We start from the raw sequence: 25,857 nt of genomic DNA, 5'->3' as shown, positions 1-25,857 counted from the left end.
AAAACTGTGCCACAGTAAAATCGGTGGTGCTAGAAACCTTGATACCACGGGACGGGCGCGAGATGTGCCATTGTTCCCGGGAAATAGTCGGGTTCCGGCCCGCATGGTGGGGGCATCTAGCTGGCTCGTGCACTCGAGGCAAAGAGCGCCTCACGCGCCTGCTGGACCTAGCTGTCCGCCCCTAAGCGCCCCGCGCCGCACCCTCAGTCGGGTTCCGGCCCGCATGGTGGGGACATCTAGCTGGCTCGTGCACTCGAGGCGAAGGACGCCTCAAGCACCCGAGCCAAGCTAGTTGCCCCACCATCCCGCGGGCCTCCGCACCCTTTCCAAATTCCTTATCATAATCTGAAGAATCTCGAGGTTGATTGAAGTGGCGGGGGTCTTCTATTAAAATAGAATTAATTAGACTGAACGGGGTATAAGGATGGACAAACAACAGGCCGAGCCACAACAGACATCTGACCACGATAAAATGCTTCGCGGGTCGGCCTGGATGACGGCCGGCAGTATTTTTTCTCGCATATTAGGCGCAATTTATGTCGTGCCCTGGCGCATTTGGCTAGGGGCCGCTTTTTTGACGGCCAACGCCTTATTCACGAAAGGCTATCAGATCTACAGTGTGTTCCTCCTGATCTCGACAGCCGGCGTGCCTGGTGCGATCTCGAAGCAGGTCTCGCACTACAACGCGATGGGGGAGTACCGAACCGGTCTGCGCATCTTCAAATACGGTGCGATCGCGATGACGGGGATGGGCGTCGTGTCCTGTGCGTTGATGTGGCTGCTGGCACCGGTTCTTGCGCTGCACGATCCGGCACTCACCGCTGTCTTTCGGTCGCTGGCATGGCCGCTACTTTTGATTCCACCGCTGTCGATCATGCGCGGTTTTTTCCAAGGCTACAATGAAATGGCGCCGAGCGGGATCAGTCAGTTTATCGAACAGCTGGCACGCGTGGCGTACATGTTGTTGATGACCTTTTCGATCATGCGGCTGGGCAGCGGCGATTATGTCGCAGCGGTGACCCAGTCCACGTTTGCGGCCTTCATCGGTGCCTTGTTTGGACTGGCGATCCTGGTGATCTATTTCTTCGGCCAACGCCACAAATTCACCGAATTGATCGACAACAGTGTCGATTCGCTGAACGTGCCGATCAAACGTATCTTGCTTGATATTGTCCACCAGGCGATTCCGTTCATCATCATGGACTCGGCCATTAATATTTACTACATTATCGATCAATATACGTTCAATCCGATGATGATGCGCTTCTATCAGACCACGACCCACCAGCTGGACGAGATCTACGCGCTGTTTGCCGGGAACGCGAATAAGCTGATCATGATCATCGTCAGCTTGGCGGTGGCCATGGCCGTGACCGCTTTGCCGCTATTGTCTGCGGCGAAAACGCGCGGCGAGATGAAAAATGTTTCCGACCAGATCACCAACATTCTCCAATTGTTTTTCATCGTGATGATTCCAGCGGCGATGGGGATGATCGCGATCGCCCAACCGCTGTACGTCGTGTTTTATGGCTATGACAGTCTGGGCATCAAAATGCTGGCGATCGCCTCGGTGCTCGCGGTGTTGCTTGGGTTATTCAGCATTCTGGCCACGATCTTGCAGGGGCTTTTCCACAACAAGCTCGCGATCTTGGAGATGTTGATCGGCATGGGCGTCAAACTCCTGACCCAGATGCCGTTCATCTACTGGTTCAGCGTGTATGGGCCAACGCTGGCAAGCATGGCGGGGATGCTGGTCTCCTGCGTGCTTATGCTGCACTCGTTGCGTGGCCGCTACCATTATCGCTTCCATCAGACGCTGCGCCGCACCGCCGGCATTTTCCTGTTTTCCGCGGTGATGGCCGTGGTGGTTGGGCTGATCGTTTTTGGCATGAGCCATCTGCTGAATCCGGCCTCGGCTGTTGCCTCGATGATCACGATCCTCATCGCGCTGCCGGTTGGGGTCGCGATCTATGGGTATGCGGTCTTGAAAACACGACTCGCGGATCTGGTCATCGGCGAGCGTGTGGGAGGATTGCGGCGCCGGCTGCATATCAGCTAATGATGGATCATGCTCGAGCAGGGCACTGAGTCTGGGTCGCCATGTTTTTCTCTGCGCGGCGGCTTTTTTCCTTGCTATGCGGGGGATGGGCTGGTAATATATTCAAGTACCCAATGGCCGTGTGCCTTGCGGGGACTGAAAAAAAGGACTTGGCAAGCCGCTAGATCCTTGCTATAATCAAATACGTTGTTGCCGCAATGGCGGAATTGGCAGACGCGCAGTGTTCAGGTCGCTGTATGGTTATCCATGTGCAGGTTCGACTCCTGTTTGCGGCATCACATAGCGTTTTACAGCCGTACGGGTTGTGAACGTTGATCAAATGAAAGCTCCCAGATCCTTGATTAAACAAGGATCTGGGAGCTTTTTTGTGCTTCGAAAAATGGGTTGTTCTGGCACAGCATGACACTATTTTGTAAAGCTTTGACCAGGTGTGACTGGGAATTCGATATCGAACATCCTATTATCGGTGTGCCTGTAGCGTGACCGGAATCTTTTTCTCGTCGCGGGCTTCAAGATCACGAACCACGTGCATATAGACGTTCATTGGCGTTTGAAGAGTCCTGTGGCCAAGGCGGCCGCTGACTGACATGATGTTAGCAATCTGGCAGAGCAGAATTGAAGCGTGGGTGTGCCAATAAGCGTGGCAAGTTATCTGGCGGATCACAAGTTTCTTGCATCCTCTTTTAAGGAACAGATTGGCGCCACGATTGTCGGTCCAGTCGCCGGATGCATTCCTGAACGCAAGGTTGTCTGAATCACCGACCCTTCCTTCAGGCGGGACATTGTCTGTTCAGTGCGGAGTTGGAAGATATGCGCTTCGTGTCCGTTGTTGTGACATAGGTGGGTAATACGTCCGTCGACCCGGTTATGCAGGACGTGGGGCGACGCGTTTTAATTTTCAGAGTCTTCCCGTTTTAGTCGTTTGATCTGCCTATCGAAGTCGGATTCGATGGACTGATGCTTGTTAAATTCTACATACTCGACGGCGGCCTTTTTCTTAGCGTCGCTCATCGAAACAGATCCGTTTGTTTTGAGAACCTTATATTCACGAAAAGATAAGAAGCGGTCAATACTATCGGCAAATTCCCTCATTGTAAATGTGTTCCGGCGCTCGATCAAATCCTCAATATAGTCGAAGTAGCCCGATACGTTGCGTTCAAGCGCCCTGATCTCATTTTGTGATAGGTAGTTCTTTGCCACCTGAGTATCACTTTTCAAAATTCGACCGTCCGGGGCGTTCTTCCACGTACTGAGACCCATATGTGGCTGGCCTTGATCTGCGTGGTTGTAAATAATCTCGGCGGCGGTTTGGCCCGTGATCGCGAAATGGAACTTGTTTTGTACCATCGCGTAGAACTGCTTTGTAATTGGACTGTCCTTATCGTAGTCGGTGCTGATTTCCGCAAATATATCGGTAACTTGCAACCAAATGCGACGCTCACTGGCACGAATCGAACGAACTCGTTCCAGCAGTTCTTTGAAGTAGTCCTGGCCAAGGAGTGTAGAGCCTTGCTTCAATCTTTCATCATCAAGTACAAAACCCTTGATCATGTATTCTTTAAGAGTCTGCGTGGCCCACTGGCGAAAGCGGGTGGCTTGTAAAGAATTAACACGGTAACCAACTGAAATAATGGCGTCCAGATTGTAGAAGCTGGTCTCACGAGAGACGTTTCGATGGCCCTCGGTTTGAACTGTTTCAATTTTTGTAACAGTTGCCACTTCAGACAGTTCGTTTGTCTCAAAGATATTCTTTAGATGTCTGCTGATTGTCGCAACACTGACGTTAAATAGCGAAGCAATGGCTTTTTGCGTCGCCCATAAATTTTCGTCTTTGACTAGGACATTGATGCTGACGTCAGTATTGTCAGTTTTGTATAGCAGAAACTTTGATGTGTCACTCATGGTAAACCTCCATTGATCTAGACCGCGTTAAAATCGATAGGTCAAGAACGTGCATGTCCGCAGGCTGTGGCCAACGCTTCCCTCTTTTCGGAAAGGCTTTTATTGCTCGCAACAGTCCCAGAATTTGATTCTTCTTGTGTCGAAGTCTTCTTGACTAATGGTGCCTTCATCGAGCAACGACTTGCACCCGCATATTTCTTTGTTTGTGTCTTGCAATGGACACGTCTTCGCAATCGAACACGTGGGCTTCGTAAGCATGATTGAGGGCGTGTCGAGTGACGGTATGGTTGAAGCAATCAAAGTAGAGACGTTTGAAGGCGACAGCTGCATCGTCGCTCCGGACAACGGCCAAGTCACCATCTTCAATCTCTGGTTGATAAGGTAGAAAGATTGAGGAGCCCTTTGGAAAAGTAGGTTCCACAGAGCCACCATCAACCGTGACAATTTAATCAGTACCATGGGGCATGTCAGCAACGCGACCGACGATGGGACTCGCACCGATATCCTGAGCATCACCATCTCCTAGATCTGTGGCAACACTCGCTCGTCCGGTGACGAGGGTCTTTGTCTCATCATCTGCATCCTCTGATGAAGAATTGACAACGTTGTCGCCGATGTTATCAGCCTCAGCCTGTTGAGCGACAAGTTGTTCTGCAGCAAAGGAATCAACCCGCTTTTGTCGCTCAGATCTGAGCTGCTGGTAGACGGAAAGGATGTTTGGCTTATCCATGGGCACATCAGGTAACCCCATCAGCCAAGCCTCATTTACTTCAAGTGTCCGGGCAATCAAATAGAGGTTGTCTTGTTTGGCTTCATACTTACCGCTCGTATAGTCGCTGATGGAATTTCGGCCGATACCGGTGCGACGTGCTAGCTCGGCCTTCGTGATGTTACGAGTCTGCAATACTGAGTTGAGTCTACCTGCAAAACTGGTCATTGTCCTGTACACCTCTTAATGTGTAGTGTCTGGTTTTCTGTCAGAAATTTCAATGTGGATGTTCGGAAATATGTACAAAATTTTTTGAAACCCGAAAACGGCATCGATTCCTCAAATCGTCTTATTAAGAGAAGCAGCGACTGCAATCATTGTCTCGCAATCTTGCAGATGATCTGCTCGCCTGCGCCAGTCAAAATCAGTGGTCTTTTCCCCGCGCATCTTCTACAATGACGCTAAGAGGTGAGTGGCATGAAGCAATTGAGCGAAAGCATTGTTCAAGCAGTGGTGCGGCCGCGGCCGCAGGAAAGTCATAAAGGCACATTTGGGCGCGTCCTGATCGTTGGCGGCAACGCCCAATTCGGCGGGGCGGCGATCATGGCGGCCAGCGCGGCGGTCTATGCCGGCGCCGGGCTGGTCACGGTCGCGACGGATCCGGTGAACCGGTCGGCGCTGCATGCCCGGCTGCCGGAAGCGATGATCGTGCCGTTCAACGACCGCCAGGCGCTCAAGGCGGCGCTGGCGGCGGCCACGGTGATCGTCATTGGCCCCGGGCTTGGCACGGACGAGGCGGCGCTGGCGATTTTGCAGACGACGCTGGCGGGCATCACCCCGGCGCAAACGCTGATCTTGGACGGCTCGGCGATCACGTTGGTGGCTGAGCATCAGCTGCCTGTTGAGTTTCAAAATGTCGTGTGGACGCCCCACCAAATGGAGTGGCAGCGGCTGTCTGGGCTGGCTGTCAAAGCGCAGACGGTTGCCGCCAATACCAAGGCAGCCGCGGCCATCGCAGGCACGGTGATCGTGAAGTCACACCGCACGCAGATCTTTTCCCCGACGGCTTCATATGAAAATACGACCGGCTCGGCCGCCATGGCAACCGGCGGCTCGGGCGACACGTTGACCGGAATCCTGGCGGCGTTTATCGCCCAGTTTGGCTATGTGGATCAGACGGTGTGCGCCGCAGTCTATGCGCATAGTGCGATCGCCGATGGACTGGCCGCGACGAATTACGTGGTCCTGCCGTCCATGGTGATCGCCGCGTTGCCGCATTATATGCAGCGCATCGCGGCCAGCGGCGCACCAGCGTAACTGGCATGCAGAGTGGCTGCCATGGTAAATGGTAGGGTAGCGGCCTGCCGTGTCTGTGCCCAGCCAGCTAGGTGGCCGGCTGACGGCCAAAAAAATCGCGTCTCCCCGCAATTTTGCAAGGAGGCGCGATTTGTCGATTCTAGGCCGACGTGACGGCGACAAACGTTATGCTCGTGCTTCTGCGCGGTGTTTTTCCCAGCGCGCGAGCAGTGGCATCACAAAGCCGAGGCCAAATAGGACCAGGGTGGAGACCACGTTCAAGAGCAATTGATGGCTGAAGGCCGCGGTGCCAAAGCTGGCTTCCTGCGGGATGAAGCCCAGCGTTGCGCAAGTGAAGGTGAACAGCAGGCACCACCAGCCCACAGCCAGCGCGCCATAGCGGTTCTTGATGAAGACGTAGGCGCTTTGGTAGCGGTCCTGGTGCCAGCGCAGTATGATGAACGAGAAGAAGACCCAGCATGTCTTATACGGGGACACGATGCCGTTCAGGTTCAGGAGCCAGTTAAAGATCGTGTTGATGTTCGGCAGGGTGCCCGATAGTAGCAGCAAGAAGAGGCACAGGCCGGCGGTGAAAATATAGCTGTGAATCGGGCGGCCATTCTTGTTGTTCTTGAGCAACCATTTTGGCATGTACGCGACTGCGGTGTCCATCGACAAAACGCGGGAGGCGGCATCGATCAAGACGGCGAGCTGGGCAAGCATGTAGACCAGCTGGACCACGCCGAACACGTACATCAGGCTCTTGCCCCAGCCAAAACTCTCGCCGAGTCGCTGGAAGGCGTAGTACGCGCCATTCATTTTCAGGTCATTCGGCAAGTGATGGGCGTTGAAGAACACGCCGAGGGCAAAGGAGCCAAAGATCGTCAGAAACGCGGTCATCACGGCCAGCATGATCATGGCTTTGGGATACTCGTGCTTCGGGTCCTTCATTTGAAGGATATAGGCCGCACCAAGCTCGGCACCGGACATGGCGAAGATCAACAGGCCGGTCGTGGCAAAATAATGCGTGTCGAACTTCGGCATGAACGCGTGCCAGTCAAATGGCTGGGTGGCGATCGCGTTGCCATGGGCCAAGCCGACGATGGTCATCACCACGAATAAGATGGTCATGATGAACATCGCCCCGCCACCGATCATGCTCATCACTTCAAGGGAGCGCTTGAAGACATTTTCCAAGACGATGAAAATCAAGATGACGGCAAATGTGAAGAGGCCGAACCAGAAGTTGGACATATGATCGCCCAAGGTGTTGTTGCCCAAGACCAGCCAGGACAAGGCGACGATGACGGAATTGGCGACATCGACGAGGTAGGGCAGGGTCGAGGACCAGTAGATCCAGGACGTCCAATAACCCAGTGTGTCGTTTGAAGTCCGGCGCACCCAGGTCGCCAGGCCGCCGCCGTTTTCGGTGAAGGTCGAGCCCATTTGTGCGGCGATCAGTTCATAGGGAATGACGAATGTAAAAAGCATGAAGGTCCAGGACAAAACAACGGACAAGCCCTGGTTTTGGAATGGATAAATGATATCATCGAAACCGATGACCGTGACGAATGTCAAAAGGGCAAGCGTCGGCCATTTAATGTATTTCTTGCCTGGTTCTAGTGTATTATTCAATTAGTTTCCTCCGAAATGTGACGTCAACAGACAACGCCCATTTCGCCAGGTGCTTTATTAGCATGCAAGACCCCGCGCCTCCTCTGGTCAAAATGAAAGTCTTTTCCATCATAGGGACGCAGCAAGAGTGGGTCAAGCAATTTTCGGAAAAGAGCGTGACAAAATGACTCATAGTTTGAAAATTGGCCTCGGCGATGGTGCAACGGTGCCGGCTGAGACGCAAGGCTGGACGTTTGTGAAGGCGAGCAACGTGCCCGCAACGGCATTGGCGGCCGTTGTTGGTCCGGCCTCGCCGCAGGATGCAGGCGCAGCGCAGCGGGCGGGTCTGCCCACCTTTTCCGCGTCGCCAGCTTGGGCCGAGGTGTTTGCGGCCGCGACGGCTTATGAAAATCAGCAGGTGCCCGCGTTTTTGCGCGACTTGATCGCTTTTTCGGCGCAGCAGCCTGCCAGCTTTTCGACCCCGGGGCATCACGGCGGCCGGGCGTTTGAAAGCGCACCGGCCGGCCAGGCGCTCCGCAACTTTTTTGGCCAAGCACTATTCACGGCCGATGTTAGCGATTCGGTCGATCAACTCGGCGACATGATGACCCATGGCGGCAGTCCGCTTGAGGCTGAGCGGTTTGCGGCGGAGACTTACGGCGTCGATGAGGCGTATTTTGTCACCAACGGCACCACCAGCGCGAATGCGATTGCGGCTGCGGCGGCACTGGCGCCGGGCGACCTCGTCCTGTTTGACCGCAATAATCACAAGTCCTTGGCCAACGCCGCGTTGGTGTTCACCGGCGCCAAGCCCGTCTATCTGCCAACCAACCGCAATGCACTGGGGGCGATCGGCGGCCCGCTTGCCAGCAGTCTCGATGAAAAAGCGCTGCGGGAAGCGGCGGCTAAGGTGGATCCGGTGCGCGGCGCGGCGCAACGCCCATTTCGGCTGGCGGTGTTGCAGCTGGCGACTTACGATGGCCAGTTTGCGACGCTGCAATATGTGCTGACGCATCTTGGGCCGCTCTGCGATTACATCCTGTTTGACGATGCCTGGGGCGGCTATGAGCATTTCGTGCCGGCGCTGGCTGCCAGTGATGTCGCCAAGCTTGAACTAGGGCCGGATGATCCCGGCATTTTCGTCACTCAGTCGCTTCATAAAACCATGACGGCGCTGGCGCAGGGGTCGCAGATTCTCAAGCGCGATCATCATCTCCAAGGGCAGGCGCGCTACATCGACCATGACCGCTTCAATCACGCCTATCTGAAATATGTGACGACCAGTTATTCGTATCCGTTATATGCGTCCCTGACGGTGAATGCTGCCGTCCAGGCGTTTGACGGGCAGGCGCAATGGGCGCAGACGCAGGATCAGGCCAATGACTTTCGCCGCGCGCTGTTTGCGACGCAGCTGTTTCGGCCGTTTGTCGCGCCGACTGTCGGGGAAAAGCCATGGGCAGAGGCCGATGACGCGGCGCTTCGCCAGGCCTCTGCATGGACGGTGGCGCCAGGTGCGACCTGGCACGGGTTTGGTGATGTGGCCAGTGGGCAATATCTGAACGATCCGTTGAAGGTGACGGTCAGCTATGGCACCGAGGCGTATCCGCTACCGGCGCCGATCGTCGGCGCGTATCTTGAGGCGCAGGGCATTATCGCGGAGAAAAACGATCTATTTTCCGGGTTATATTTGGCAACGCCTGGCTCTAGTGAGGCGGATTGGCAACGGCTATTGGCGGCGCTGAAAAATCTGGAGCGACTCTATTTTGCCGGTGCCGACGCGACGGCCGCTTTGCCTGACCCGGCATTTGAACGGTATGCGGGGATGACCCTGCGCGAATTGGCCTATCAGATGACCATTGATATCGAAGACCTCGAATTGACCGAGTCCCTGCAAGGTCTTTTCCAGGCGGCCAACTGGGGGGAAGCGGACCTGACGCCGGCTGCTGCGGATGCGGAATTCGTGCGGGGCAACGGCGAATGGATTCCGTTGCGCCAGGCAGTCGGGCGCGTGGCGCTGGAAGGCGCGCTGCCTTATCCACCAGGCGTGTTCGTCGTGATGCCAGGTGAAAAATGGTCCGCGCTGGCCCAGCAGCATTTCCTCAATTTAGCGGAGTTGATGCGGCTTTATCCCGGGTTCGTGTTTGAGATTCAAGGCGTCTATGGGGATGCCAAGGACCTGCGGGTGTATGTGGCAAAATAATCGTTGTGCGCTTGCCTTGGTTGAGAGGCAGGCGCTTTTTTGGCTGGTGCTACGCGAGACGGGGGTGGGCGGCCCGCCGCCAGTCGTTGTGGCGGGCCACCGGACGATGCGGTTGCGCAAGCGCTGCCTCGCTGGCTGGACCGCCGCCAACCGCTGGGCGCAACGCCCGTTATTTTGCGTCAGCCATTGTCACGCAAGTCTGGTACACTGAAGGCAATACTAGTTTAAAGAGGCAATTGCGATGACTTTGACCGAAGAAAACAAGGAATTTATCAAGACACATCTCGTCGACCGGCGCGGCACCGACAACGAAAAATGGGATGGCCAGCGCGCCGAATTTGGCACGGATGGGCTCCTGCCAATGTGGATCGCGGACATGGAATTTTCCACGCCGCAGCCGATCAAAGACGCATTGATCGCCCGGGTCAACAGCGGGGTGTTCGGGTATCCGCTGGTGCCAAAGGGGTATTACGACGCGCTGGCCAACTGGATGCAGACGCGCCACAACACCGAGGTCAAGGCGGAATGGGTGCGTTTTGATGTCGGCGTGGTCAATGCGCTGTATCGGATGGTCGCGTGGCTGACAAAGCCGGGTGAGCCGGTGGTGATCATGCAGCCGGTCTATTACCCGTTCATGAAGGCCATCGAAAATCAGGGGCGCGTCGTTGTTTCCGCCGATCTCGTGCAAAATGACAGCGGTTGGCACATCGACTTCGACGCGCTTGAAAAGGCCTTTGCGCGGCCGGATGTCCATGTCACGATCTTGTGCTCGCCGCACAATCCGGTGGGCCGCATCTGGACGGCGACCGAATTGGCGCAGGTGCTGGCCTTAGCCGATAAATATCAGGTGCTGGTGATCAGTGATGAGATCCATCAAGATTTTGAGATCGGCGGGCCTCGCTTTACCTCGACGCTGAGCATCGATAATGGCCGTTATCAAGGCAACCTGATCGTACTCAACGCCGCCTCCAAGACCTTTAATCTGGCGTCGTTGCGCAATGCCCATATCATCATTCCAGACGAGGCGCGGCGAGCGGATTATGATGCCTTTGCCACAGCGCACAACGCGGTGGCCGGCACCTTGCTCGGTCAGGTGGCGACGCAGGCCGGCTATGAGCATGGCGGGCCGTGGCTGACGCAACTGATTCAGGTGATTCGTCATAATTATGGCGAATTGCAGGCGGCATTTGCCGCCGGCGCCCCGGATGTGCGGCTCTCTGCACTAGAGGGGACTTACCTGTCGTTCGTCGACCTTGGTGCCTACATGAAGCCGGATGCGATTCAGCCGTTTGTGCAGGACCAGTGCCGAATCGCGGTCGATTACGGGGCGTGGTTCTCGCCGAAAACAGCGACCTGCATCCGGATGAATCTGGCGACGGATCCTAAGTTGGTGCTGGAGGCCGCGGACCGTGTGATCACCGCCCTCCACCAGCGCTGAACGATTTGGCGATTTCATGACCAAAGCCGGCAGCAGATGCCGGCTTTTTTAATGGAAAAATGGAAGCGCCTTCTTGACACGAATCGACAACCGGATCTATACTTCACTTACTAAAAGTTTAGAAGCTCGCACCTGGCGGCAGGCATGTCGTTGATCTGCCAGGCAAAAGCGACGAACGGCCGGCTCCTTTGCGGCTCGCAACCATTGATGGTGTTCAGATCAGACATTAGGGAGCATGGGCTGCCTCCTACCATCAATGCACGCGTGGCGGAAAGTCCGGAGCATTAAGCCAGCGGCCGGGGTACATACCGCGCTTAGGGCAATTGAATAGGATGAGACGGGTTTCTTTCCTGTACCCAAGGGGAAGGGGAGAACCGCGGCCCACCGGCACCAAACAGGCTGGCGAAAAATTTGGACCTCGGCGGCCTGTTTGCTGTATTCTGTTTCATTTCAGAGGCCGGGACACAAGTCATTGGGGACAAAGTGTCATGGAATCAAAAAAGGGAACTGGGACAAAACTTTTGGTTTGTCCCAGTTCCTGTATAGTGCACTAATGTTACTGCAGTGTCGTGGGCCAAATGTCCGGTTCCGAGCAGCTAAGGCTCCAATCGCCTGGTCCAAAGTTCGGACCTGGCGCTTGGAACACTTACCTGTCGGACCCAAGAGCGACATTTGTCCCACTTCCCTTTTTTGTATTAGTTGAAGTGAATCGTCAGCGTCTGGTCGTTCAAATTCTTATCCTGCAGAATCGAATTCACATACCGCATCAGGCTCGGCGACCGTTTGACGATCTGATAGCCTTTGGAAGCTTTGAGTGTCGCCAGTTCCTTTGGCGTCGGGTCATCTTGGCCGGTGAAATACCGCCAATTCAGCTCCCCGATGAAGTTGGCGCCGATCGTGACTTCTTTGTCGGAGAATGTGTCGCTACCATCCATCATGGTGTTGATGGCCAGCGCCTGGCCGTTGCGCATGAACAATTTTTTCAGGTACGCCGGATAATCGCGCAGATCTGGATTCTTTTTCTGCTTGGCAGTCAGATAGGGCGAAATATCCAAGGCTTGGCGCTGGTAATGCAGGGTAGTCGGCGTCAGGTCCACGATGCCATACCCCGCCGGCGAAATGGAAAACGCGCCATCGACGATCTCGGTCGTGAGGCACTTGCCAGCTGGGTCGTTTTCGATGTCCTGGGCATGGATATGGCCCGAAAAGAGAACTTGCACCTTGTATTTTGTCAGGAGTTTTTGAAGCGTGTCGGCGTTGCTGAGGACATAGCCGGTGGAAACCACGGCGCTGTGGGCGTAGAGGTTGTGGTGCATGAAGACCAGTGGCGTCCGGCCGTTTTTCCGGGCGGCCTTGAGCTGGGCCGTGAGCCAGGTCAACGTCTCCGGCTTGAGCAACCCGCCGGTGCTGGGCGGCCGGGTTGCCGGCTGGACCGTATAGATATTGCTGTCCAACATGATCAGCTCATAGTTGCGGTTCAGCGTCACCGTGTAGCTCAGCGACTGGCTGTCGACACTGCTGGCGGCTTGGTAGCTGCCCGACCAGATGTTTTTCCAATCACTGGGGCTGATCTGGTCGACGACTTGCTGCTCATCACCCTTGTAGGCACGGGCCCAGCCGTCATAGATGTCATGGTTCCCCGGAATGACCAGCACGTGGATTCCGGCTTTTTCAAGTGGGGCCAGGCGCTTGGCCAGACTCTCGGCGCTTGCCTTTGCCCCGTTGAAGGTGACGTCGCCGGTGATGATCACCGCGGTGGGCCGCTTTTTCAGCGCGGTCTGGACAAGCGCGTTGATGGCGACAGGCTGGTAGTCCATGTCCTTACCGGCGTCGGACCCCTTGATCAGCTGGTATGCTTTTTTCTCATCGTGGAGACTCGGCGCAATAAAGTGGGTATCACTCAGGACCCAGAGTTGCGGCTGGGTGGTGGCGGTCAGCTGGCTGGCGGGTGCGGCGGCCTGGGGGTAGCTGCTCGCCAAGAGGCCTGCAAAAAGGGTCATCGCCAGTAGCGCCAGGACGCTTTGTATTAATTTCTTCATATCAAGATCCTCCGCCATCAGTATAACGTACAAACGCATTGACCACGACCGTTTGTTTTGCGCACCGCGCGAATATGCTAGAATTGGCGAAAACGCAAAGGTGGCGCGACACATGAAAGTGATCGTAACGGTGATCGGAACAGATAAGGTCGGTATTATTGCGGCGGTGACCGCAGCTTTAGCCAAAGAAGACGTGAATATTTTGGATGTGTCGCAGACCATCATGCAAGGGGCGTTCACGATGATGCTGTTGGCACAACTGCCGGCGACCAGCGATTTTGCGGCGTTCAAGGCGGCGATGGCGCAAACAGGCAGTGAGATCGGCGTGACGATTCAGGTGGCGCGCCAGGAGATCTTCACCGCGATGCACCAACTATAGGAGGCGGCCATGGACACCAATCAGATCAAAGAAACGATCGAAATGATCAGCGAAGAGAACCTCGACATCCGCACCATCACCATGGGCATCTCGCTGCTGGATTGCATTGGGGAAAACACGGCCGCCACCGCTGCGGCGATCACGCGCAAAATCACGACCAAGGCGGCCCATTTGGTCGAGGTCGCCAACGCGATCGAAAGTGAGTATGGCATTCCGATCGTCAACAAGCGCATCAGTGTGACCCCGGTGGCGTTGTTGGCGGGCCAAGATCCGCACCCGGATTTTGTCCTGTTGGCAAAAACGCTGGATGAGGCCGCCAAAGCGGTCGGTGTCGACCTGATCGGCGGGTTTTCCGCGCTGGTCGAAAATGGCTGCACCCAGGCGGACCTCGCTTTGATGCACGCGATTCCAGAGGCGCTGGCCAGCACGGAGCGCGTCTGTTCGAGCGTCAACGTGGGGAGCACGCGCGCCGGGCTCAACATGGACGCCGTCGCCTTGATGGGGCAAGTCGTCAAAGAGGTCGCGGCGATCAAACCAGAAAATGCGATGAAGCTGGTGGTTTTCGCCAATGCGGTCGAAGACAATCCCTTCATGGCCGGCGCGTTTTGGGGCGTGTCTGAAGGCGACTGCGCGGTGAACACGGGGGTCTCTGGTCCCGGCGTTGTCCAGCGCGCCTTGGCCCAGCATCCCGATGCGCCGTTCCAAGAGATCTGCGAAGTGATCAAGCAAACGGCGTTCAAGGTCGCGCGCATGGGCCAATTCGTGGGCCAGCAGGCGGCCGAGCGCCTCGGCGTACCGTTCAACATCGTCGATCTGTCGCTGGCGCCGACCCCGGCAGAAGGCGACTCAGTGGCCCAGATCTTGGAGACACTGGGCCTCAGCCATGTCGGGACGCCGGGGACCACGGCGGCCTTGGCGCTGCTCAACGATGCGGTGAAAAAAGGGGGCATCATGGCCTGTGAGCGTGTCGGCGGCTTGTCCGGCGCGTTCATCCCAGTTTCCGAAGACGCTAACATGATTCAGGCCGCGGCAGCCGGTCAGATCAATCTGGAAAAACTGGAGGCAATGACCGCCGTCTGCAGCGTTGGCCTCGACATGATCGCCATTCCGGGCGCCACCCCAGCCACCACGATCGCCGGCATGATCGCCGATGAAGCCGCGATCGGCATGATCAACAACAAGACGACTGCGGTGCGCGTGATTCCGGTGCCGGGGAAAACAGTCGGCGAAAGCATCGAATTCGGCGGGCTGTTTGGCCGTGCCCCGATCATGGCGGTCAACGACGGGGATGCCAGCGTGTTGATCGGCCGTGGGGGACGCATTCCAGCGCCGCTGCATAGCTTCAAAAACTAACTTATTTTGGTGCCGCCTTTTTCCAAAACGCCTGGCGTCCCTCTTCAGCTTAGGAGGGGCGCCAGGCGTTTTTGCGTAATCTCTTTATAAAGGAGGGATGCGTGATGTTTGTGGCGATGGATAGCAAGGCGCAACTGGTCACGTTGAATGATCATGAGCAGGCCGCTGCGCTGCGGGTTCAGGGCGGTCAGTTTGTCTGCCCGGCTTGCCGAATGCCAGTCGGGGTGCGCAATGGGGCAATCATGCCGGCGCATTTTTATCATCTGGGGCCGCCGTGTGAGGCCAGCACCGAGCCGGAAAGTCTGCAACATTTGACGGGCAAGCGATGGCTGGCGGACCTGGGGGCAAAATTGGGTTATGAGGTGGCGCTTGAGACCTATTTTCCAAGTATTCGCCAGCGCGCCGATGTGGTGTGGCGGCGCGGGGAGGCGACGCTGGTGCTCGAATTCCAGTGCAGCCCGCTCAATGAGGAAAAATTGGCGGCGCGCACCAGGGGCTATCAGCAACTTGGCCTCACCGTATTCTGGGTGCTGGGCAGTCGTTACCAAAGCGCCTGGCCGACCAGCAAACAGGGGCTGTTTTTGAGCCCGGGGTTTCAGCTTTGGTTTTTGAAAATGCCAGGCGGTCAGCTGATTCATTGGCAATTGGCCCCGGCGACTTTGACCGAGACCCGGCTGCCGGGCGCGACTCGTGTGTTGCCGCGCCGCCGCGATCCACTGCGAGAGGCCGAACAAATTCAGACGCAGCTGCATTTTGCCGATAAGCGGGTGGTCGCGTTGCAGCGGGCTTGTTATGAACGGGGCCTGCATCTCGCTGGCTGCCCCTGGGTCGTGCATGAGGCGGGCAGCGGGCTGATCGGGCTACATTTGCCCGAGTGGCAGGTGCGGGTGCAGTGGTTGCTGGCGTTTCAGGAGGCGCCCACCATTTCACAAGCCGCGGAGCAGGATTTTTGGCGCGGGCTCGCCCCGCTCGTGCACACGCCGCTGTTGCCGCCATTTGCGGTGTTGTCTGCGATACGCCGCGCGTGGCTGGCGGTCCTGATCGACCAGAGGTGGTTGGTGAAAACAGTCAGTGGCTTTGCTTGGCAACGCCGCCCACCCTGGTATCCAGATCTGACGGTCAAAGAGCTTGCATTGGTGCGCCAGACAAAGCAAAACGGGTAGTCCAATTGCAGGACTACCCGTTTTCGCATGGTCACAAAATGTGAAGCAGACGTTGCGGTGGCAACGGTTGGCTGGCCGCGCCGATCTGTTCGCAAATGTGTTTGAGGTGGTGATAGCTGGTGATGTTCAACACGCGCACACCATCGCGATCCGGATGCGTGACATCGAAGATCACGGCGGCCGGTGTCTCGGTCACGCCCATTTCATAGGCGATGCGCTGATCCGAGGTGAAGCAGTTATGCATCGCCGCCTCTTCGGCTCGATCGGCGTCAAAGACTTCGCGGTCCAGCCCAGATGCCTGAATGCACTGGTCGGCGAAGGCCGCATCGTATTGACGGTGATGGTGACGAAACATTTCCTGTTCTGCGATCAACAGGGCCCGCGCGAGGCGATTGCCCTGGAACTGGGCGGCCTTGTAATCCAGCGAGACCTGATAGGCCGCATCGAAGAGTTGGTTGCGAAGCGCCAGATCGTTTTCATCTAAATGGTGGCGCGCCATAAAAGCGTCAATGATCGCAAAGTTGACTAAGGGGACAAAATGAAGGGTGATCGGCGTGGGCAGTTCTTGGGCAATACGCGTCATCGCCTGTTCTGCGTGTCGACAGCGCGTGCCAAGCGGGTTGACGAACAGAAAGATCTCAAGCATGGTGGACCTCCTAGAAAAATGACACAGGCACAGTCTGTTGATATCTATAATGTACCAGATATCGTGGATGGTGCAACGATTTAGCTTGTGAGTTTTTCACATCAATTGAATGCCGGCGCGGCTGTCAGATTTGATGGAAAAGTCTCCACTAATCAGAGGTAGCAGATTTGCGTATCAAAAATTTTAAATTGGTTGGTGCATATTAGTTATATTTCTATTATTTTCGGGACCTGGCTTTCGAAACTGTTTTTCGCGTCGGCGGGCCACGCTTCCTTGATATTGATCTGGCGAAGATGATGAATTTTTTCACTTGGGTGTTCACGATACGCGACACGAAAGACGGATGTTCGGAGAAGAGGTGTGCGTTACACGGGGCAGCTGGACTAGCTGCATGCCCCAAACCCGCTCGGCTCCGCACCGTGAAGTTGGGCTGCGGTCCGCATGGTGGATACAGCTAACTGTCCCCGTCACTCGAGGCGAAGAGCGCCTCAAGCGCCAGGGCCAAGTTAGCTGATCCACCATCCCGCGGACCTCCGCACCCTGTCTCTTGAACTATGTTAAAATGTAATAGAATTTGTCAGTGGCGGCCGGGTGCGTGTTTTGGCCGCCGCGATGGTAGGAGGCGGCGCGATGCAGCGCGATTGGGATTCATTTTTGATGCCATACGAACAAGCGGTCAGTGAGCTCAAGATCAAGTTTCGCGGGATGCGTAAGCAGTTCCAGCAGGCTAGTGAGCATTCGCCGATCGAATTTGTCACCGGCCGCGTCAAGCCGGTGGATTCGATCATTGAAAAGCAATCTCGCCGCTATATCTCTGATGAGATGCTCGAACAGGATATGCAGGATATCGCCGGGCTGCGCATTCAGTGCCAGTTTGTTGAAGACATTTATGAGGTCGTTGACATGTTGCACAAGCGCAACGACATGAAAGTGGTCGAGGAGCGCGATTATGTTACGAACGTCAAACCCTCGGGCTATCGGTCTTATCATGTGGTGATCGAGTATCCGGTGCAGCTGGTCCATGGCGAAAAAAGGCTGCTGGCGGAAGTCCAGATTCGCACCATGTCCATGAATTTCTGGGCGACGATCGAACATTCGCTGAATTATAAATATCAAGGCGAATTTCCAGACGAATTGAAGGCTCGATTAAAGCGGGCAGCCGAAGCCAGTTTTATGCTGGATAAAGAGATGTCTGAGATTCGCGAAGAGATTCAGGAAGCGCAGCAGTTGTTCTCCTATGGGAAGGGGCAAAATGTCCCGATGATCCGGCCGCATGACGATGATGAAAAAGGTGAGGATTAATGCGAATCTCGATCGTCCACAACAATAATGCCAAGTCGCTGGAGGCCAACCAGAAGCTCACTGCTGGGCTGGCCGCTGGTGGTTTTGTGATGGACGAGAAACGGCCGGATGTCGTGATCTCGATCGGCGGCGACGGCACGCTGCTTTCCGCCTTTCACCGCTACGCCGATCAGCTCAACTCGGTGCGCTTCATCGGTGTGCATACAGGCCACCTCGGCTTTTATACCGACTGGCGCGATTTTGAGATCGACGAGCTTGTCGAAGCTTTGAAAAATGATTCCGGGGAAAGTGTCAGCTATCCGCTGCTTGATGTGTTGGCGGATTATGAAGATGGCACGACCTCCCATTACCTCGCGTTGAACGAGGCGACTTTGAAGCGGCCCAACGGCACGATGCGCGCGGATGTCTACATCAAGGAAAACTTCTTTGAAAGTTTTCGCGGCGATGGGCTTTGCGTGTGCACCCCAACCGGCTCGACGGGGTACAGTAAATCAAACGGCGGGGCGGTGATGCATCCGCGGCTGGATGCCTTGCAGGTCACGGAGATCGCCTCGATCAACAATCGTGTGTTCCGAACCTTGGCGGCGCCGATGATCTTGGCGCCCGATGAGTGGATGATCACGCGGCCCGAGGCGTTCCAGGATTATTTGATGACCATCGATCAGTTTACGATCACACCGCAAATGGTCACGGAGATTCGCTTCCGCATTGCGGATGAACGGATTCATTTTGCCCGGTACCGCCACATGCATTTCTGGGATCGGGTCGAGGACGCCTTCATTGGCGCAAAGCAATGAGATTTCAGTGGCGATATCATGGGGAGTCCCTTGCGCTAGGCCGATTTTTGCAGCATGAGGGATTTTCGCGCATTCAGTTGAAGCGGCTCAAATATCAAGGCGGGTTTGTGTTCGTCAACAAAAAGCAGCGCAACCTCGCCTTTTTGGTGCAAGATGGCGACCGCATCTTGCTGCAAACGGCGCCAGAGATCGTCAAGGACGTGGTGGTGCCGACGCCGTTTCCGCTGGACATTGTGTATGAGGATGCCTATCTGTTGGTGGTCAATAAGCCGGCCGGCGTCGCGTCGATACCGGACCCTTTGCGCGGCAACGACAGCATGGCCAATTACGTGAAGGCGCATTTGCTGGCGGAACACGCGGAAAGCGCCGCGGTGCATGTGGTGACCCGGCTGGACCGCGACACGTCGGGGCTGATGCTGTTTGCCAAGCACGGTTTTGTCCACAGCCTACTGGACCGCCAGTTGCACAGTACCCGCTTGCAAAAAACGTACCTGGCTGTGGCGACGAATAAGACACCGATGCCGCCGCATGGGTGGCTGATGTTACCGATCGGCCATGACCCCGACTTTTACATGCGGCGAAAAGTGGTCGCAAATGGCAAACGGTCGATCACGGAATATCAGGTGCTGGCGCAAAATTCGGCCGGGTTAGTCGCTCAGGTGGCGCTGCACACCGGGCGGACGCATCAGATTCGGGTGCATTTTGCCGGCGTCGGCCATCCGCTGTATGGGGATGACTTGTACGGCGGCCCAATGCGCGGCATCACGCGCCAGGCGCTGCATTGCTGGAAGCTGGCCCTTTGGCATCCTTTTTTGCAGCGGACGCTGGAATTGACCGCCGCGGTGCCATCGGATATGGTATCCTTGTGTGACATGTTAGAGTTGCCCATCGATAGGGCGTAAAGGATGTGGGAAGATGTACCAATTATTGACTGATTCGGCTTGCGATCTCAGCTACGACACACTCCAGGCAGCAGACGTGGGATTCGTCCCATTCCATTTTGAAGTCGACGGACAGGAGCTCAACGACGATCTGGGCCAAAGCTACGACCTCGAAGACTTTTTTGCCAAGATCAAGTCAGGCGTGATGCCGACCACCGCCCAGGTCAACGTGGGCGAGTACGAGGCGTTTTTCGAACCGTATCTCAAGGCGGGCACCCCGGTGTTATACCTCGGTTTTTCAAGCGGCCTGTCCGGTTCACTGAGCTCGGCGCTTCAGGCACGCGACCTGCTTTTGGAAAAATACCCAGACGCAACGCTGCGCATTGTCGACACTTTGGCAGCCTCAGCTGGGGAAGGGCGCCTTGTGCTGGACGCGATCGCCCAGAAACAGGCGGGCAAGAGTCTCGACGAGGTCGCGGACTACATTGAAGCAGAGAAAAATCGGCTTCAGTCCTGGTTCACCGTGGATAATCTGGACTACCTGTATCATGGCGGTCGGGTCTCGCGCACGGCGGCGACGCTGGGCACGCTTTTGAACATCAAACCGATTCTGGATGTCGATCCGGAGGGGAAGCTGCGCATGGTCAGCAAGGTCCGCGCCCGCAAACGCGCGCTGCTCACGCTGGGGGATAAGATCTTGGCGGCCTTGCCAGCTGATCCGAGTCAGCAGATCCTGATCGCCACCAGCGGGGATTGGGCGGCGGCCGATGAGGTCAAAGCGCATATCTTGAGCCAGGCGCCGGATGCCAATGTCTTGACCGGCCCGATCGGCTTGACCATCGCCAGCCACACCGGATTTGGCTGCGTGGCGGCCTTTGTGATCGCCAGCGAGCCGCATGCATAATTGAACTGCCATTATAAAATTTAATAGAACGCAAAAGACGCGCAACCGATTTGACTTGGTTGCGCGCCTTTTTGTTGGAAGCAAGGGGATGGTTAGCTACCCGGCCATCCCGCGAGCCTTGGCACCCCGTAGTTGGGTTCCGGCTCGCAGGGGTGGGACACTTAGCTGACCTAGGTACTCGCTGGCAAGGTGCGCCATCAAGCACCTAGGCCGAGCTAACTGCCCACCCCTATACGCGAGCCTCCACACCCTTTAGTTGGGTTCCGGCTCGCAGGGGTGGGACACTTAGCTGACCTAGGCACTCGATGGCAAGGTGCGCCATCAAGCACCTAGGCCGAGCTAACTGCCAACCCCTATACGCGAGCCTCCACACCCTTTAATAACTTATGATCTTCGTCCCATGTGCCTGTTGCACACCCAACACTTCGACGATGTGGTCGACGTTGGCCGCGGTCACGCCGCCGCCCGGCAAAATGGTGATGCGATCGCCGGCTTCTTTGACTAAGTCGCCAAGATGGGTCAGTGTTTCGGTGATCGGTGTGGTCAGCGGGCCGCCGTGCGACAGGATGCGCACGACGTCATGGTCGGCGAGCCAGGTGATCGCCACGCCTTGGTTGGCTTCGGGCATTGCGTCAAACGCCATGTGCATCACGACATCCATGCCGCCAGCTGCCGCGATCAATTGGGCCATGGCCTCTGTGTCGAGCTGGCCGTCTGGGGTGAGGACCCCGAACGTCACGGCATCCACACCCAGCGCCTGGGCTTCAAAAATATCGGCTTCCATGATCTTCAATTCCGTGTCGTTATAGACAAAATCACCGCCGCGGGGCCGAATCATGGCGACCACGCTCGCGTCATGATCGTGGCAATACGCGGTCGCCTCGGCCATGGTGCCTTTTGAAACGGTGGTGCCGCCCACCGCCAGGTTATCATTGAGCTCGATGCGCCGGGCACCGGCCGCAATGGCGCGGGGAATGTTGGTGAAATTTTCAACTGCGACTTCTTTTAACATGGGGACCTCCTATAGGAATAAGACCAGCAAGACGACGAGCCCGAGGCCGATGCGATACCAGCCAAAGGGTTTGAAATCGTGCGTCTTGACGAATTTGATGAGCCACTTGATCGCGACCACGGCGACCAGAAACGAGACGATGAGCCCGGTCAACAGGACGGCCCATTGCTCGCCGGTCAAACTGTTGCCATTCATGATGAACTTGCCAATTTTCAAAATCGACACGCCGACCATTGTGGGAATCGCGAGATAAAACGAGAATTCCGTTGCCACTGCCCGGCTGGTGCCGAGAATGATCGCGCCCAGAATCGTCGCACCGGAGCGACTGGTGCCGGGGATGATCGACAGCGTCTGAAACAGGCCGATGAACAGGGCGGTCTGGAAGGACAGGTCGGCCAGGCGCGACACGGCTGGCTGTTTGTCCTTGGCCCAGTTCTCGATGACGATGAACAAGATCCCATAGAAGATCAAGGTCGTTGCGACAACTTGCGGGGTGTGCAGATGCGCGTCCATCCAATCATTCAGCGGCAGGCCGATGATGACCGAGGGCAAAACGGCGACGATCACTTTTGCCCAGATCAGCCAGGTCGCTTTTTTCTCCGGGGCGGACTTGCTGGGGGCAAACGGGTTCAACTTGTTGAAATAAAGCAAGATGACGGCGAGAATCGCGCCGAATTGAATCACGTATTCAAACATCGCGGTGAAATCCGCGCTTTGGTTCAACTTGATCACATGATTGACCAGGTCGATGTGGCCGGTCGAACTGATCGGCAGAAATTCCGTCAACCCTTCGACGATGCCGATCACGATGGCTTTGATAATGTCTAGCATGAGGCTCCTCCTTGCAGATCAATACTTCAAGTATACCGGCCAGACGGAGCGTGACAACGCCATGGCGAAAATTTAATGAAAAAGCCGATGATGGGGGCAAAAAAATAGCGACGCATCGCCGCTATTTCAGATCAAAGCTTAGTCTTTCAAAAAGACGACGTTCACCGCCTCTGGGGTCTCCAGGTCTTTGGCGGCCAAGGTGAGCTTGCCCGTGGCGGCATCGCGCTGATACAGGGTGCCGTTGCTCGTTTTTTGGTTGACGGCTAGGACATAGGTCTCGCTCAGGTCGAGGTCAAAATCACGCGGGAAGTCGCCTTCCGTTGAGATCTGCTGGATCTCGGTCAGGCTCAGCCCATCTTCGCTGACGGCGTACACAACGATCGTGTTATAGCCGCGGTTGGAGGCATACAGGAAGCGGTCGTCGCTGGAGAGCCGAATCGCTGCGGCTCCGTTGAAGTCGGTGTAATCGTCCGGAATCGTTTTGACCGTCTGGCCCATGGTGAAGCTACCCGTCGTTGCATCATATGGCATCACGGTCAGGTTGCTGGACAATTCGCCAAGCAGGTAGGCGATCGGCCGCTTGTGATTGAAGACCAAATGGCGTGGGCCGTAGCCTTTCGGGGTGTTCAAGATCGTCGGTGCGCCAAGCTTGCCGGCTTCATCAACTGGATAGGTGGTGACGGTGTCGTTGCCCAGATCGACAAGGGCAAGCCGGTCGTCTGGCGTGAGCGCCGCAAAATGGACATGCGCTTCGTCCTGCTCTGGCCGCGGTCCGTTGCCCGCATGTTGCACGCTGTCCGTGGCGGTGAGGCCGCCATCTTCGCCGATCTTGTAAACATTGGCGCGGCCATCATGGTAAAACGCCGCAAAGACCAGCACGCGTTTTTCATCAAGGGAAATGTGCGCCGGGGAACCACCCGGTGTCAGGACGCTGTTGATCAGGCGCGGGGTGGCACCATTCAGGTCAAAGGCCGCAACGCCGCCTTCACCATCGCCTGCACTGACGATGTACGCGATGTTCGCGCTTGAGACCGCCATGTAAGTCGGCGATGTTAGGCTCGTGATGAAGGGCGTGAAGGGGCTGAGCGCACCGGTTTCGGAATCAAAAGCGGCTCGGTAGACCCCTTTGCCGCCGTGGCGGGTGTAGCCGCCAAGCAGAACTGTTTGCTTCATTGATATTGCCTCCTGAACGCAGTCGTGTTCAACGCGTCTGCGTGTGTTCAAAACAATTGCGCTTTCAGTATAACATTGCCGCACCCGTTTCGCGGCATGGTATGATAACTGAAGACAAAAAGGAGGGGCGCAGATGGAAACAACTTCGGAGATCACAGCGATCGGCCCAGACGCTTTGGGCAGCGATGCGGCGCTGGTGATCTTATTTGGGGAAACGGCAACGGCGCCGCTGCAGGATGTGTCGGTGATTCAACGGTTCACAGACCGCGTGAGTCAGCAGGCATTGACGCTAGCAGAAGGCGATACGTTGCAGGTGGGGGCGCAAGGCTATACGATCACCCATGTCGGCGCGTTGGCAAACGAAAATCTGCAGGCGATCGGCCATGTCGCACTCGTCTTCGGCCCTGTGCCAACCGAGGCGCCGCTTGCCAATGCGCTGTATCTCACCCCGACTCAGGTCCCCACGTTTACGGTGGGCGAGCCCTTGACGTATCGGACGGCTGAGTGAGGCCTGGCGAAAAGACGGCGCAGGTAAGAGCCGCCACGCTGTTTGGACAAAAAAATAGGACCTCAGGCACCCGTGAGAGTTGGGTGCCTGAGGTCCATTTTTTTAACTGACGCTAACTTACCAAGAAGCTTTGCGCACGCCAGGAATCTGGCCCTTATGCGCGAGATCCCGGAAGTTGAGTCGCGAAAGATGGAACTTGCGCATGTAAGCATGCGGGCGGCCATCCAGTTCGTCGCGGTTATGCATCCGCACTGGGCTGGCGTTGCGCGGCAGCGTCTGAAGCGCGGCGTAATTGCCTGTCGCTTTGTATTCTGCGCGAAGCGTGGCGTATTTGGCCACGGTCAGTTCGATCTTCTTGGCTTTTTCGATCTTAGATTTCTTAGCCATGCAGTCCTCCGTATTTGAGTTTTTGGTTTGGGTTAGGTCGATCACTAGTAACATCGTGGTCAATTCTAACACGCGCCGACCCGGAGTGCACGGAAAACTTACTAAAAGTTAGCTTAATACTGATCGCCGTTGAAGATCGAGTTTTTCACAATGACGTAATCGACCTTAGTCAGTGCCGCCAGATCGCGCCCGCCGGCATAGGACACAGCCGACTGCAGGTCTTCCTGCATTTCCTTGAGGGTGTCGGCAATGTGGCCCTTCAGCGGAATCAGCATTTTTTTGCCTTCGACATTGTGGTGGTCGCCTTTTTGGTATTCTGAGGCGGAGCCAAAATACTCCTGATACCGTTTGCCATCGACGGTCACTTTTTTGCCTGGGGTCTCTTCATGACCGGCAAATAGGGACCCGATCATGCACATTGTCGCGCCGAAACGCAGAGACTTGGCAATGTCGCCATGGGTGCGAATGCCGCCATCCGTGATGATCGGCTTGCGCGCGGCTTTGGCGCACCAGCGCAGCGCTGCCAATTGCCAGCCGCCGGTCCCGAATCCAGTCTTGATCTTGGTGATGCAGACCTTCCCTGGGCCGATGCCGACTTTGGTCGCATCCGCCCCGGCATTTTCAAGTTCGCGAACGCCTTCTGGGGTGCCGACATTGCCGGCGATAACAAAGGCGTCCGGCAGGTATTTTTTGATGTGCTGAATCATGTCCATCACGATCTGGGCGTGGCCATGCGCGATGTCGATGGTGATATATTCCGGATTCAGTTGCGCGCCGGCCAGCTCCTTGATGAAGGCGAATTCTTCGTCTTTCACGCCGACAGAGATCGAGGCGAAGAGGCCATCTTCGTGCATCTGCTTGATAAATGCGGCGCGCCGTTCGGGTTCAAAGCGATGCATCACGTAAAAATAGCCATTGGCCGCCAGCCACTTCGCCAGGGGCTCGTCGATGATCGTTTGCATATTGGCCGGCACCACGGGAATCTTGAACGTCCGTCCGCCGAACTCGACAGAGGTGTCTACCTCCTTGCGAGAGCGCACGATACACTTGTTTGGAATCAGCTGAATGTCCTCGTAATCAAAAATTTCCATCTGTGTCGTCCTTTCTAAAAGCCGAACATTATCTGCGAAATTGCGCGGTGATTTTCACACCGCGACAAAATATACGGCAAAAACAGAAAACTGTCAACAATGTGCTTGAATATAAAAATAATGTTCGTGTTTTATTCGAGGGTGGGGTGTCCCATGCTGAGTGGGGTTGCAGG

The 25,857-nt window shown here is 56.1% G+C and carries 23 protein-coding genes and 1 tRNA gene; 13 read left to right on the top strand and 11 right to left on the bottom strand.

Features of this window, described 5'->3' with window-relative positions:
* The first annotated feature begins 424 nt into the window (after nt 1-424).
* Together JUE67_RS05560 and JUE67_RS05555 are read left to right on the top strand one after the other, a co-directional pair.
* Entirely contained in the window at nt 425-2,059 is a 1,635-nt protein-coding gene (locus tag JUE67_RS05560) for a putative polysaccharide biosynthesis protein (protein WP_203637049.1), read from the top strand.
* Between the two features lie 191 nt (nt 2,060-2,250).
* Nucleotides 2,251-2,334, top strand: a tRNA-Leu gene (locus tag JUE67_RS05555).
* A 616-nt stretch (nt 2,335-2,950) separates the two neighbouring features.
* Here JUE67_RS05555 and JUE67_RS05550 read toward each other — a convergent pair.
* The 3 genes from JUE67_RS05550 to JUE67_RS05540 form a co-directional block, all read right to left on the bottom strand.
* On the bottom strand, nt 2,951-3,961 hold the full coding sequence (locus JUE67_RS05550; RefSeq protein WP_203627720.1) for a virulence RhuM family protein: 1,011 nt from the start codon (nt 3,959-3,961) through the stop codon (nt 2,951-2,953).
* Nucleotides 3,962-4,127: 166 nt separating this feature from the next.
* On the bottom strand, nt 4,128-4,406 hold the full coding sequence (locus tag JUE67_RS12895; RefSeq protein ID WP_225877935.1) for a S24 family peptidase: 279 nt from the start codon (nt 4,404-4,406) through the stop codon (nt 4,128-4,130).
* Entirely contained in the window at nt 4,407-4,898 is a 492-nt protein-coding gene (locus JUE67_RS05540; RefSeq protein ID WP_203637048.1) for a helix-turn-helix domain-containing protein, read from the bottom strand.
* A 249-nt stretch (nt 4,899-5,147) separates the two neighbouring features.
* Here JUE67_RS05540 and JUE67_RS05535 point away from each other — a divergent pair, with 249 nt between their 5' ends.
* Nucleotides 5,148-5,987 carry an NAD(P)H-hydrate dehydratase gene (locus tag JUE67_RS05535; protein ID WP_203627716.1) on the top strand — a complete coding sequence of 280 codons (840 nt, stop codon included), beginning with the start codon at nt 5,148-5,150 and terminating at the stop codon, nt 5,985-5,987.
* 165 nt (nt 5,988-6,152) lie between these two features.
* Here the strand turns inward: JUE67_RS05535 and JUE67_RS05530 are convergent, their stop codons facing one another.
* Complete coding sequence (locus JUE67_RS05530; RefSeq protein ID WP_203627714.1) at nt 6,153-7,601, bottom strand: APC family permease; 1,449 nt, start codon at nt 7,599-7,601, stop codon at nt 6,153-6,155.
* 163 nt (nt 7,602-7,764) lie between these two features.
* Here JUE67_RS05530 and JUE67_RS05525 point away from each other — a divergent pair, with 163 nt between their 5' ends.
* Together JUE67_RS05525 and JUE67_RS05520 are read left to right on the top strand one after the other, a co-directional pair.
* A complete protein-coding gene (locus tag JUE67_RS05525) occupies nt 7,765-9,780 on the top strand; it encodes an Orn/Lys/Arg family decarboxylase (RefSeq protein ID WP_203637047.1) in 2,016 nt (671 codons plus the stop codon).
* A 241-nt stretch (nt 9,781-10,021) separates the two neighbouring features.
* Nucleotides 10,022-11,218 carry a MalY/PatB family protein gene (locus JUE67_RS05520; protein WP_203627710.1) on the top strand — a complete coding sequence of 399 codons (1,197 nt, stop codon included), beginning with the start codon at nt 10,022-10,024 and terminating at the stop codon, nt 11,216-11,218.
* A 695-nt stretch (nt 11,219-11,913) separates the two neighbouring features.
* On the opposite strand, the gene JUE67_RS05515 is transcribed toward JUE67_RS05520, so the two are convergent.
* Entirely contained in the window at nt 11,914-13,257 is a 1,344-nt protein-coding gene (locus JUE67_RS05515; protein ID WP_203627702.1) for a metallophosphoesterase, read from the bottom strand.
* Between the two features lie 112 nt (nt 13,258-13,369).
* On the opposite strand from JUE67_RS05515, the gene JUE67_RS05510 reads away from it, so the two are divergent.
* From JUE67_RS05510 to JUE67_RS05500, 3 genes are all read left to right on the top strand, one after another.
* Complete coding sequence (locus JUE67_RS05510; RefSeq protein WP_203627700.1) at nt 13,370-13,636, top strand: ACT domain-containing protein; 267 nt, start codon at nt 13,370-13,372, stop codon at nt 13,634-13,636.
* Between the two features lie 9 nt (nt 13,637-13,645).
* A complete protein-coding gene (locus JUE67_RS05505; protein WP_203627698.1) occupies nt 13,646-14,989 on the top strand; it encodes a PFL family protein in 1,344 nt (447 codons plus the stop codon).
* A gap of 104 nt (nt 14,990-15,093) precedes the next feature.
* Entirely contained in the window at nt 15,094-16,152 is a 1,059-nt protein-coding gene (locus JUE67_RS05500; RefSeq protein WP_203627696.1) for a competence protein CoiA, read from the top strand.
* Between the two features lie 31 nt (nt 16,153-16,183).
* Here JUE67_RS05500 and JUE67_RS05495 read toward each other — a convergent pair whose 3' ends face one another.
* On the bottom strand, nt 16,184-16,798 hold the full coding sequence (locus JUE67_RS05495) for a DsbA family protein (RefSeq protein WP_203637046.1): 615 nt from the start codon (nt 16,796-16,798) through the stop codon (nt 16,184-16,186).
* A 630-nt stretch (nt 16,799-17,428) separates the two neighbouring features.
* Between JUE67_RS05495 and yjbM the strand changes: the two genes are divergently transcribed.
* The 4 genes from yjbM to JUE67_RS05475 are packed head-to-tail and all read left to right on the top strand — an operon-like array spanning nt 17,429 to nt 20,682.
* Nucleotides 17,429-18,100 carry a GTP diphosphokinase gene (yjbM, locus tag JUE67_RS05490; RefSeq protein WP_125696999.1) on the top strand — a complete coding sequence of 224 codons (672 nt, stop codon included), beginning with the start codon at nt 17,429-17,431 and terminating at the stop codon, nt 18,098-18,100.
* A complete protein-coding gene (locus JUE67_RS05485; RefSeq protein ID WP_125696998.1) occupies nt 18,100-18,897 on the top strand; it encodes an NAD kinase in 798 nt (265 codons plus the stop codon). The genes yjbM and JUE67_RS05485 overlap by 1 nt, the downstream gene beginning before the upstream one ends.
* Nucleotides 18,894-19,799, top strand: coding sequence for an RluA family pseudouridine synthase (locus JUE67_RS05480; RefSeq protein WP_203627694.1), 906 nt, complete (start codon nt 18,894-18,896; stop codon nt 19,797-19,799). The genes JUE67_RS05485 and JUE67_RS05480 overlap by 4 nt, the downstream gene beginning before the upstream one ends.
* A gap of 13 nt (nt 19,800-19,812) precedes the next feature.
* Complete coding sequence (locus JUE67_RS05475) at nt 19,813-20,682, top strand: DegV family protein (protein WP_203627692.1); 870 nt, start codon at nt 19,813-19,815, stop codon at nt 20,680-20,682.
* Nucleotides 20,683-21,058: 376 nt separating this feature from the next.
* Here the strand turns inward: JUE67_RS05475 and JUE67_RS05470 are convergent, their stop codons facing one another.
* From JUE67_RS05470 to JUE67_RS05460, 3 genes are all read right to left on the bottom strand, one after another.
* Complete coding sequence (locus tag JUE67_RS05470; RefSeq protein ID WP_203627690.1) at nt 21,059-21,694, bottom strand: copper homeostasis protein CutC; 636 nt, start codon at nt 21,692-21,694, stop codon at nt 21,059-21,061.
* Between the two features lie 9 nt (nt 21,695-21,703).
* Nucleotides 21,704-22,525 carry an undecaprenyl-diphosphate phosphatase gene (locus JUE67_RS05465; RefSeq protein WP_203627688.1) on the bottom strand — a complete coding sequence of 274 codons (822 nt, stop codon included), beginning with the start codon at nt 22,523-22,525 and terminating at the stop codon, nt 21,704-21,706.
* Nucleotides 22,526-22,663: 138 nt separating this feature from the next.
* Nucleotides 22,664-23,698, bottom strand: a complete 1,035-nt coding sequence (locus JUE67_RS05460; protein WP_203627686.1) for a lactonase family protein — start codon at nt 23,696-23,698, stop codon at nt 22,664-22,666.
* Between the two features lie 133 nt (nt 23,699-23,831).
* Here JUE67_RS05460 and JUE67_RS05455 point away from each other — a divergent pair, with 133 nt between their 5' ends.
* Nucleotides 23,832-24,206 (top strand): PTS glucitol/sorbitol transporter subunit IIA, encoded by a 375-nt coding sequence (locus JUE67_RS05455; RefSeq protein ID WP_203627685.1) that lies wholly within the window; start codon nt 23,832-23,834, stop codon nt 24,204-24,206.
* A gap of 117 nt (nt 24,207-24,323) precedes the next feature.
* Here the strand turns inward: JUE67_RS05455 and rpsN are convergent, their stop codons facing one another.
* Complete coding sequence (gene rpsN, locus JUE67_RS05450; protein WP_125696991.1) at nt 24,324-24,593, bottom strand: 30S ribosomal protein S14; 270 nt, start codon at nt 24,591-24,593, stop codon at nt 24,324-24,326.
* Between the two features lie 113 nt (nt 24,594-24,706).
* A complete protein-coding gene (locus JUE67_RS05445; RefSeq protein ID WP_203627684.1) occupies nt 24,707-25,684 on the bottom strand; it encodes a GMP reductase in 978 nt (325 codons plus the stop codon).
* Nucleotides 25,685-25,857: the final 173 nt, after the last annotated feature.

The organism is Lacticaseibacillus mingshuiensis, assembly GCF_016861785.1.
In the GTDB taxonomy this organism is placed as follows: Bacteria; Bacillota; Bacilli; order Lactobacillales; family Lactobacillaceae; genus Lacticaseibacillus; species Lacticaseibacillus mingshuiensis.
Note: the sequence above shows the minus strand (reverse complement) of the source record. Positions and strands in the feature narration are given on the sequence as shown.

What these genes read in the sequence shown, in the direction of transcription:
- JUE67_RS05560 (WP_203637049.1), top strand. Translation starts at nt 425, where the DNA reads ATGGACAAACAACAGGCCGAGCCACAACAGACATCTGACCACGATAAA.
- JUE67_RS05550 (WP_203627720.1), bottom strand. Translation starts at nt 3,961, where the DNA reads ATGAGTGACACATCAAAGTTTCTGCTATACAAAACTGACAATACTGAC.
- JUE67_RS05540 (WP_203637048.1), bottom strand. Translation starts at nt 4,898, where the DNA reads ATGACCAGTTTTGCAGGTAGACTCAACTCAGTATTGCAGACTCGTAAC.
- JUE67_RS05535 (WP_203627716.1), top strand. Translation starts at nt 5,148, where the DNA reads ATGAAGCAATTGAGCGAAAGCATTGTTCAAGCAGTGGTGCGGCCGCGG.
- JUE67_RS05525 (WP_203637047.1), top strand. Translation starts at nt 7,765, where the DNA reads ATGACTCATAGTTTGAAAATTGGCCTCGGCGATGGTGCAACGGTGCCG.
- JUE67_RS05520 (WP_203627710.1), top strand. Translation starts at nt 10,022, where the DNA reads ATGACTTTGACCGAAGAAAACAAGGAATTTATCAAGACACATCTCGTC.
- JUE67_RS05515 (WP_203627702.1), bottom strand. Translation starts at nt 13,257, where the DNA reads ATGAAGAAATTAATACAAAGCGTCCTGGCGCTACTGGCGATGACCCTT.
- JUE67_RS05510 (WP_203627700.1), top strand. Translation starts at nt 13,370, where the DNA reads ATGAAAGTGATCGTAACGGTGATCGGAACAGATAAGGTCGGTATTATT.
- JUE67_RS05505 (WP_203627698.1), top strand. Translation starts at nt 13,646, where the DNA reads ATGGACACCAATCAGATCAAAGAAACGATCGAAATGATCAGCGAAGAG.
- JUE67_RS05500 (WP_203627696.1), top strand. Translation starts at nt 15,094, where the DNA reads ATGTTTGTGGCGATGGATAGCAAGGCGCAACTGGTCACGTTGAATGAT.
- JUE67_RS05495 (WP_203637046.1), bottom strand. Translation starts at nt 16,798, where the DNA reads ATGCTTGAGATCTTTCTGTTCGTCAACCCGCTTGGCACGCGCTGTCGA.
- yjbM (WP_125696999.1), top strand. Translation starts at nt 17,429, where the DNA reads ATGCAGCGCGATTGGGATTCATTTTTGATGCCATACGAACAAGCGGTC.
- JUE67_RS05485 (WP_125696998.1), top strand. Translation starts at nt 18,100, where the DNA reads ATGCGAATCTCGATCGTCCACAACAATAATGCCAAGTCGCTGGAGGCC.
- JUE67_RS05480 (WP_203627694.1), top strand. Translation starts at nt 18,894, where the DNA reads ATGAGATTTCAGTGGCGATATCATGGGGAGTCCCTTGCGCTAGGCCGA.
- JUE67_RS05475 (WP_203627692.1), top strand. Translation starts at nt 19,813, where the DNA reads ATGTACCAATTATTGACTGATTCGGCTTGCGATCTCAGCTACGACACA.
- JUE67_RS05470 (WP_203627690.1), bottom strand. Translation starts at nt 21,694, where the DNA reads ATGTTAAAAGAAGTCGCAGTTGAAAATTTCACCAACATTCCCCGCGCC.
- JUE67_RS05465 (WP_203627688.1), bottom strand. Translation starts at nt 22,525, where the DNA reads ATGCTAGACATTATCAAAGCCATCGTGATCGGCATCGTCGAAGGGTTG.
- JUE67_RS05460 (WP_203627686.1), bottom strand. Translation starts at nt 23,698, where the DNA reads ATGAAGCAAACAGTTCTGCTTGGCGGCTACACCCGCCACGGCGGCAAA.
- JUE67_RS05455 (WP_203627685.1), top strand. Translation starts at nt 23,832, where the DNA reads ATGGAAACAACTTCGGAGATCACAGCGATCGGCCCAGACGCTTTGGGC.
- rpsN (WP_125696991.1), bottom strand. Translation starts at nt 24,593, where the DNA reads ATGGCTAAGAAATCTAAGATCGAAAAAGCCAAGAAGATCGAACTGACC.
- JUE67_RS05445 (WP_203627684.1), bottom strand. Translation starts at nt 25,684, where the DNA reads ATGGAAATTTTTGATTACGAGGACATTCAGCTGATTCCAAACAAGTGT.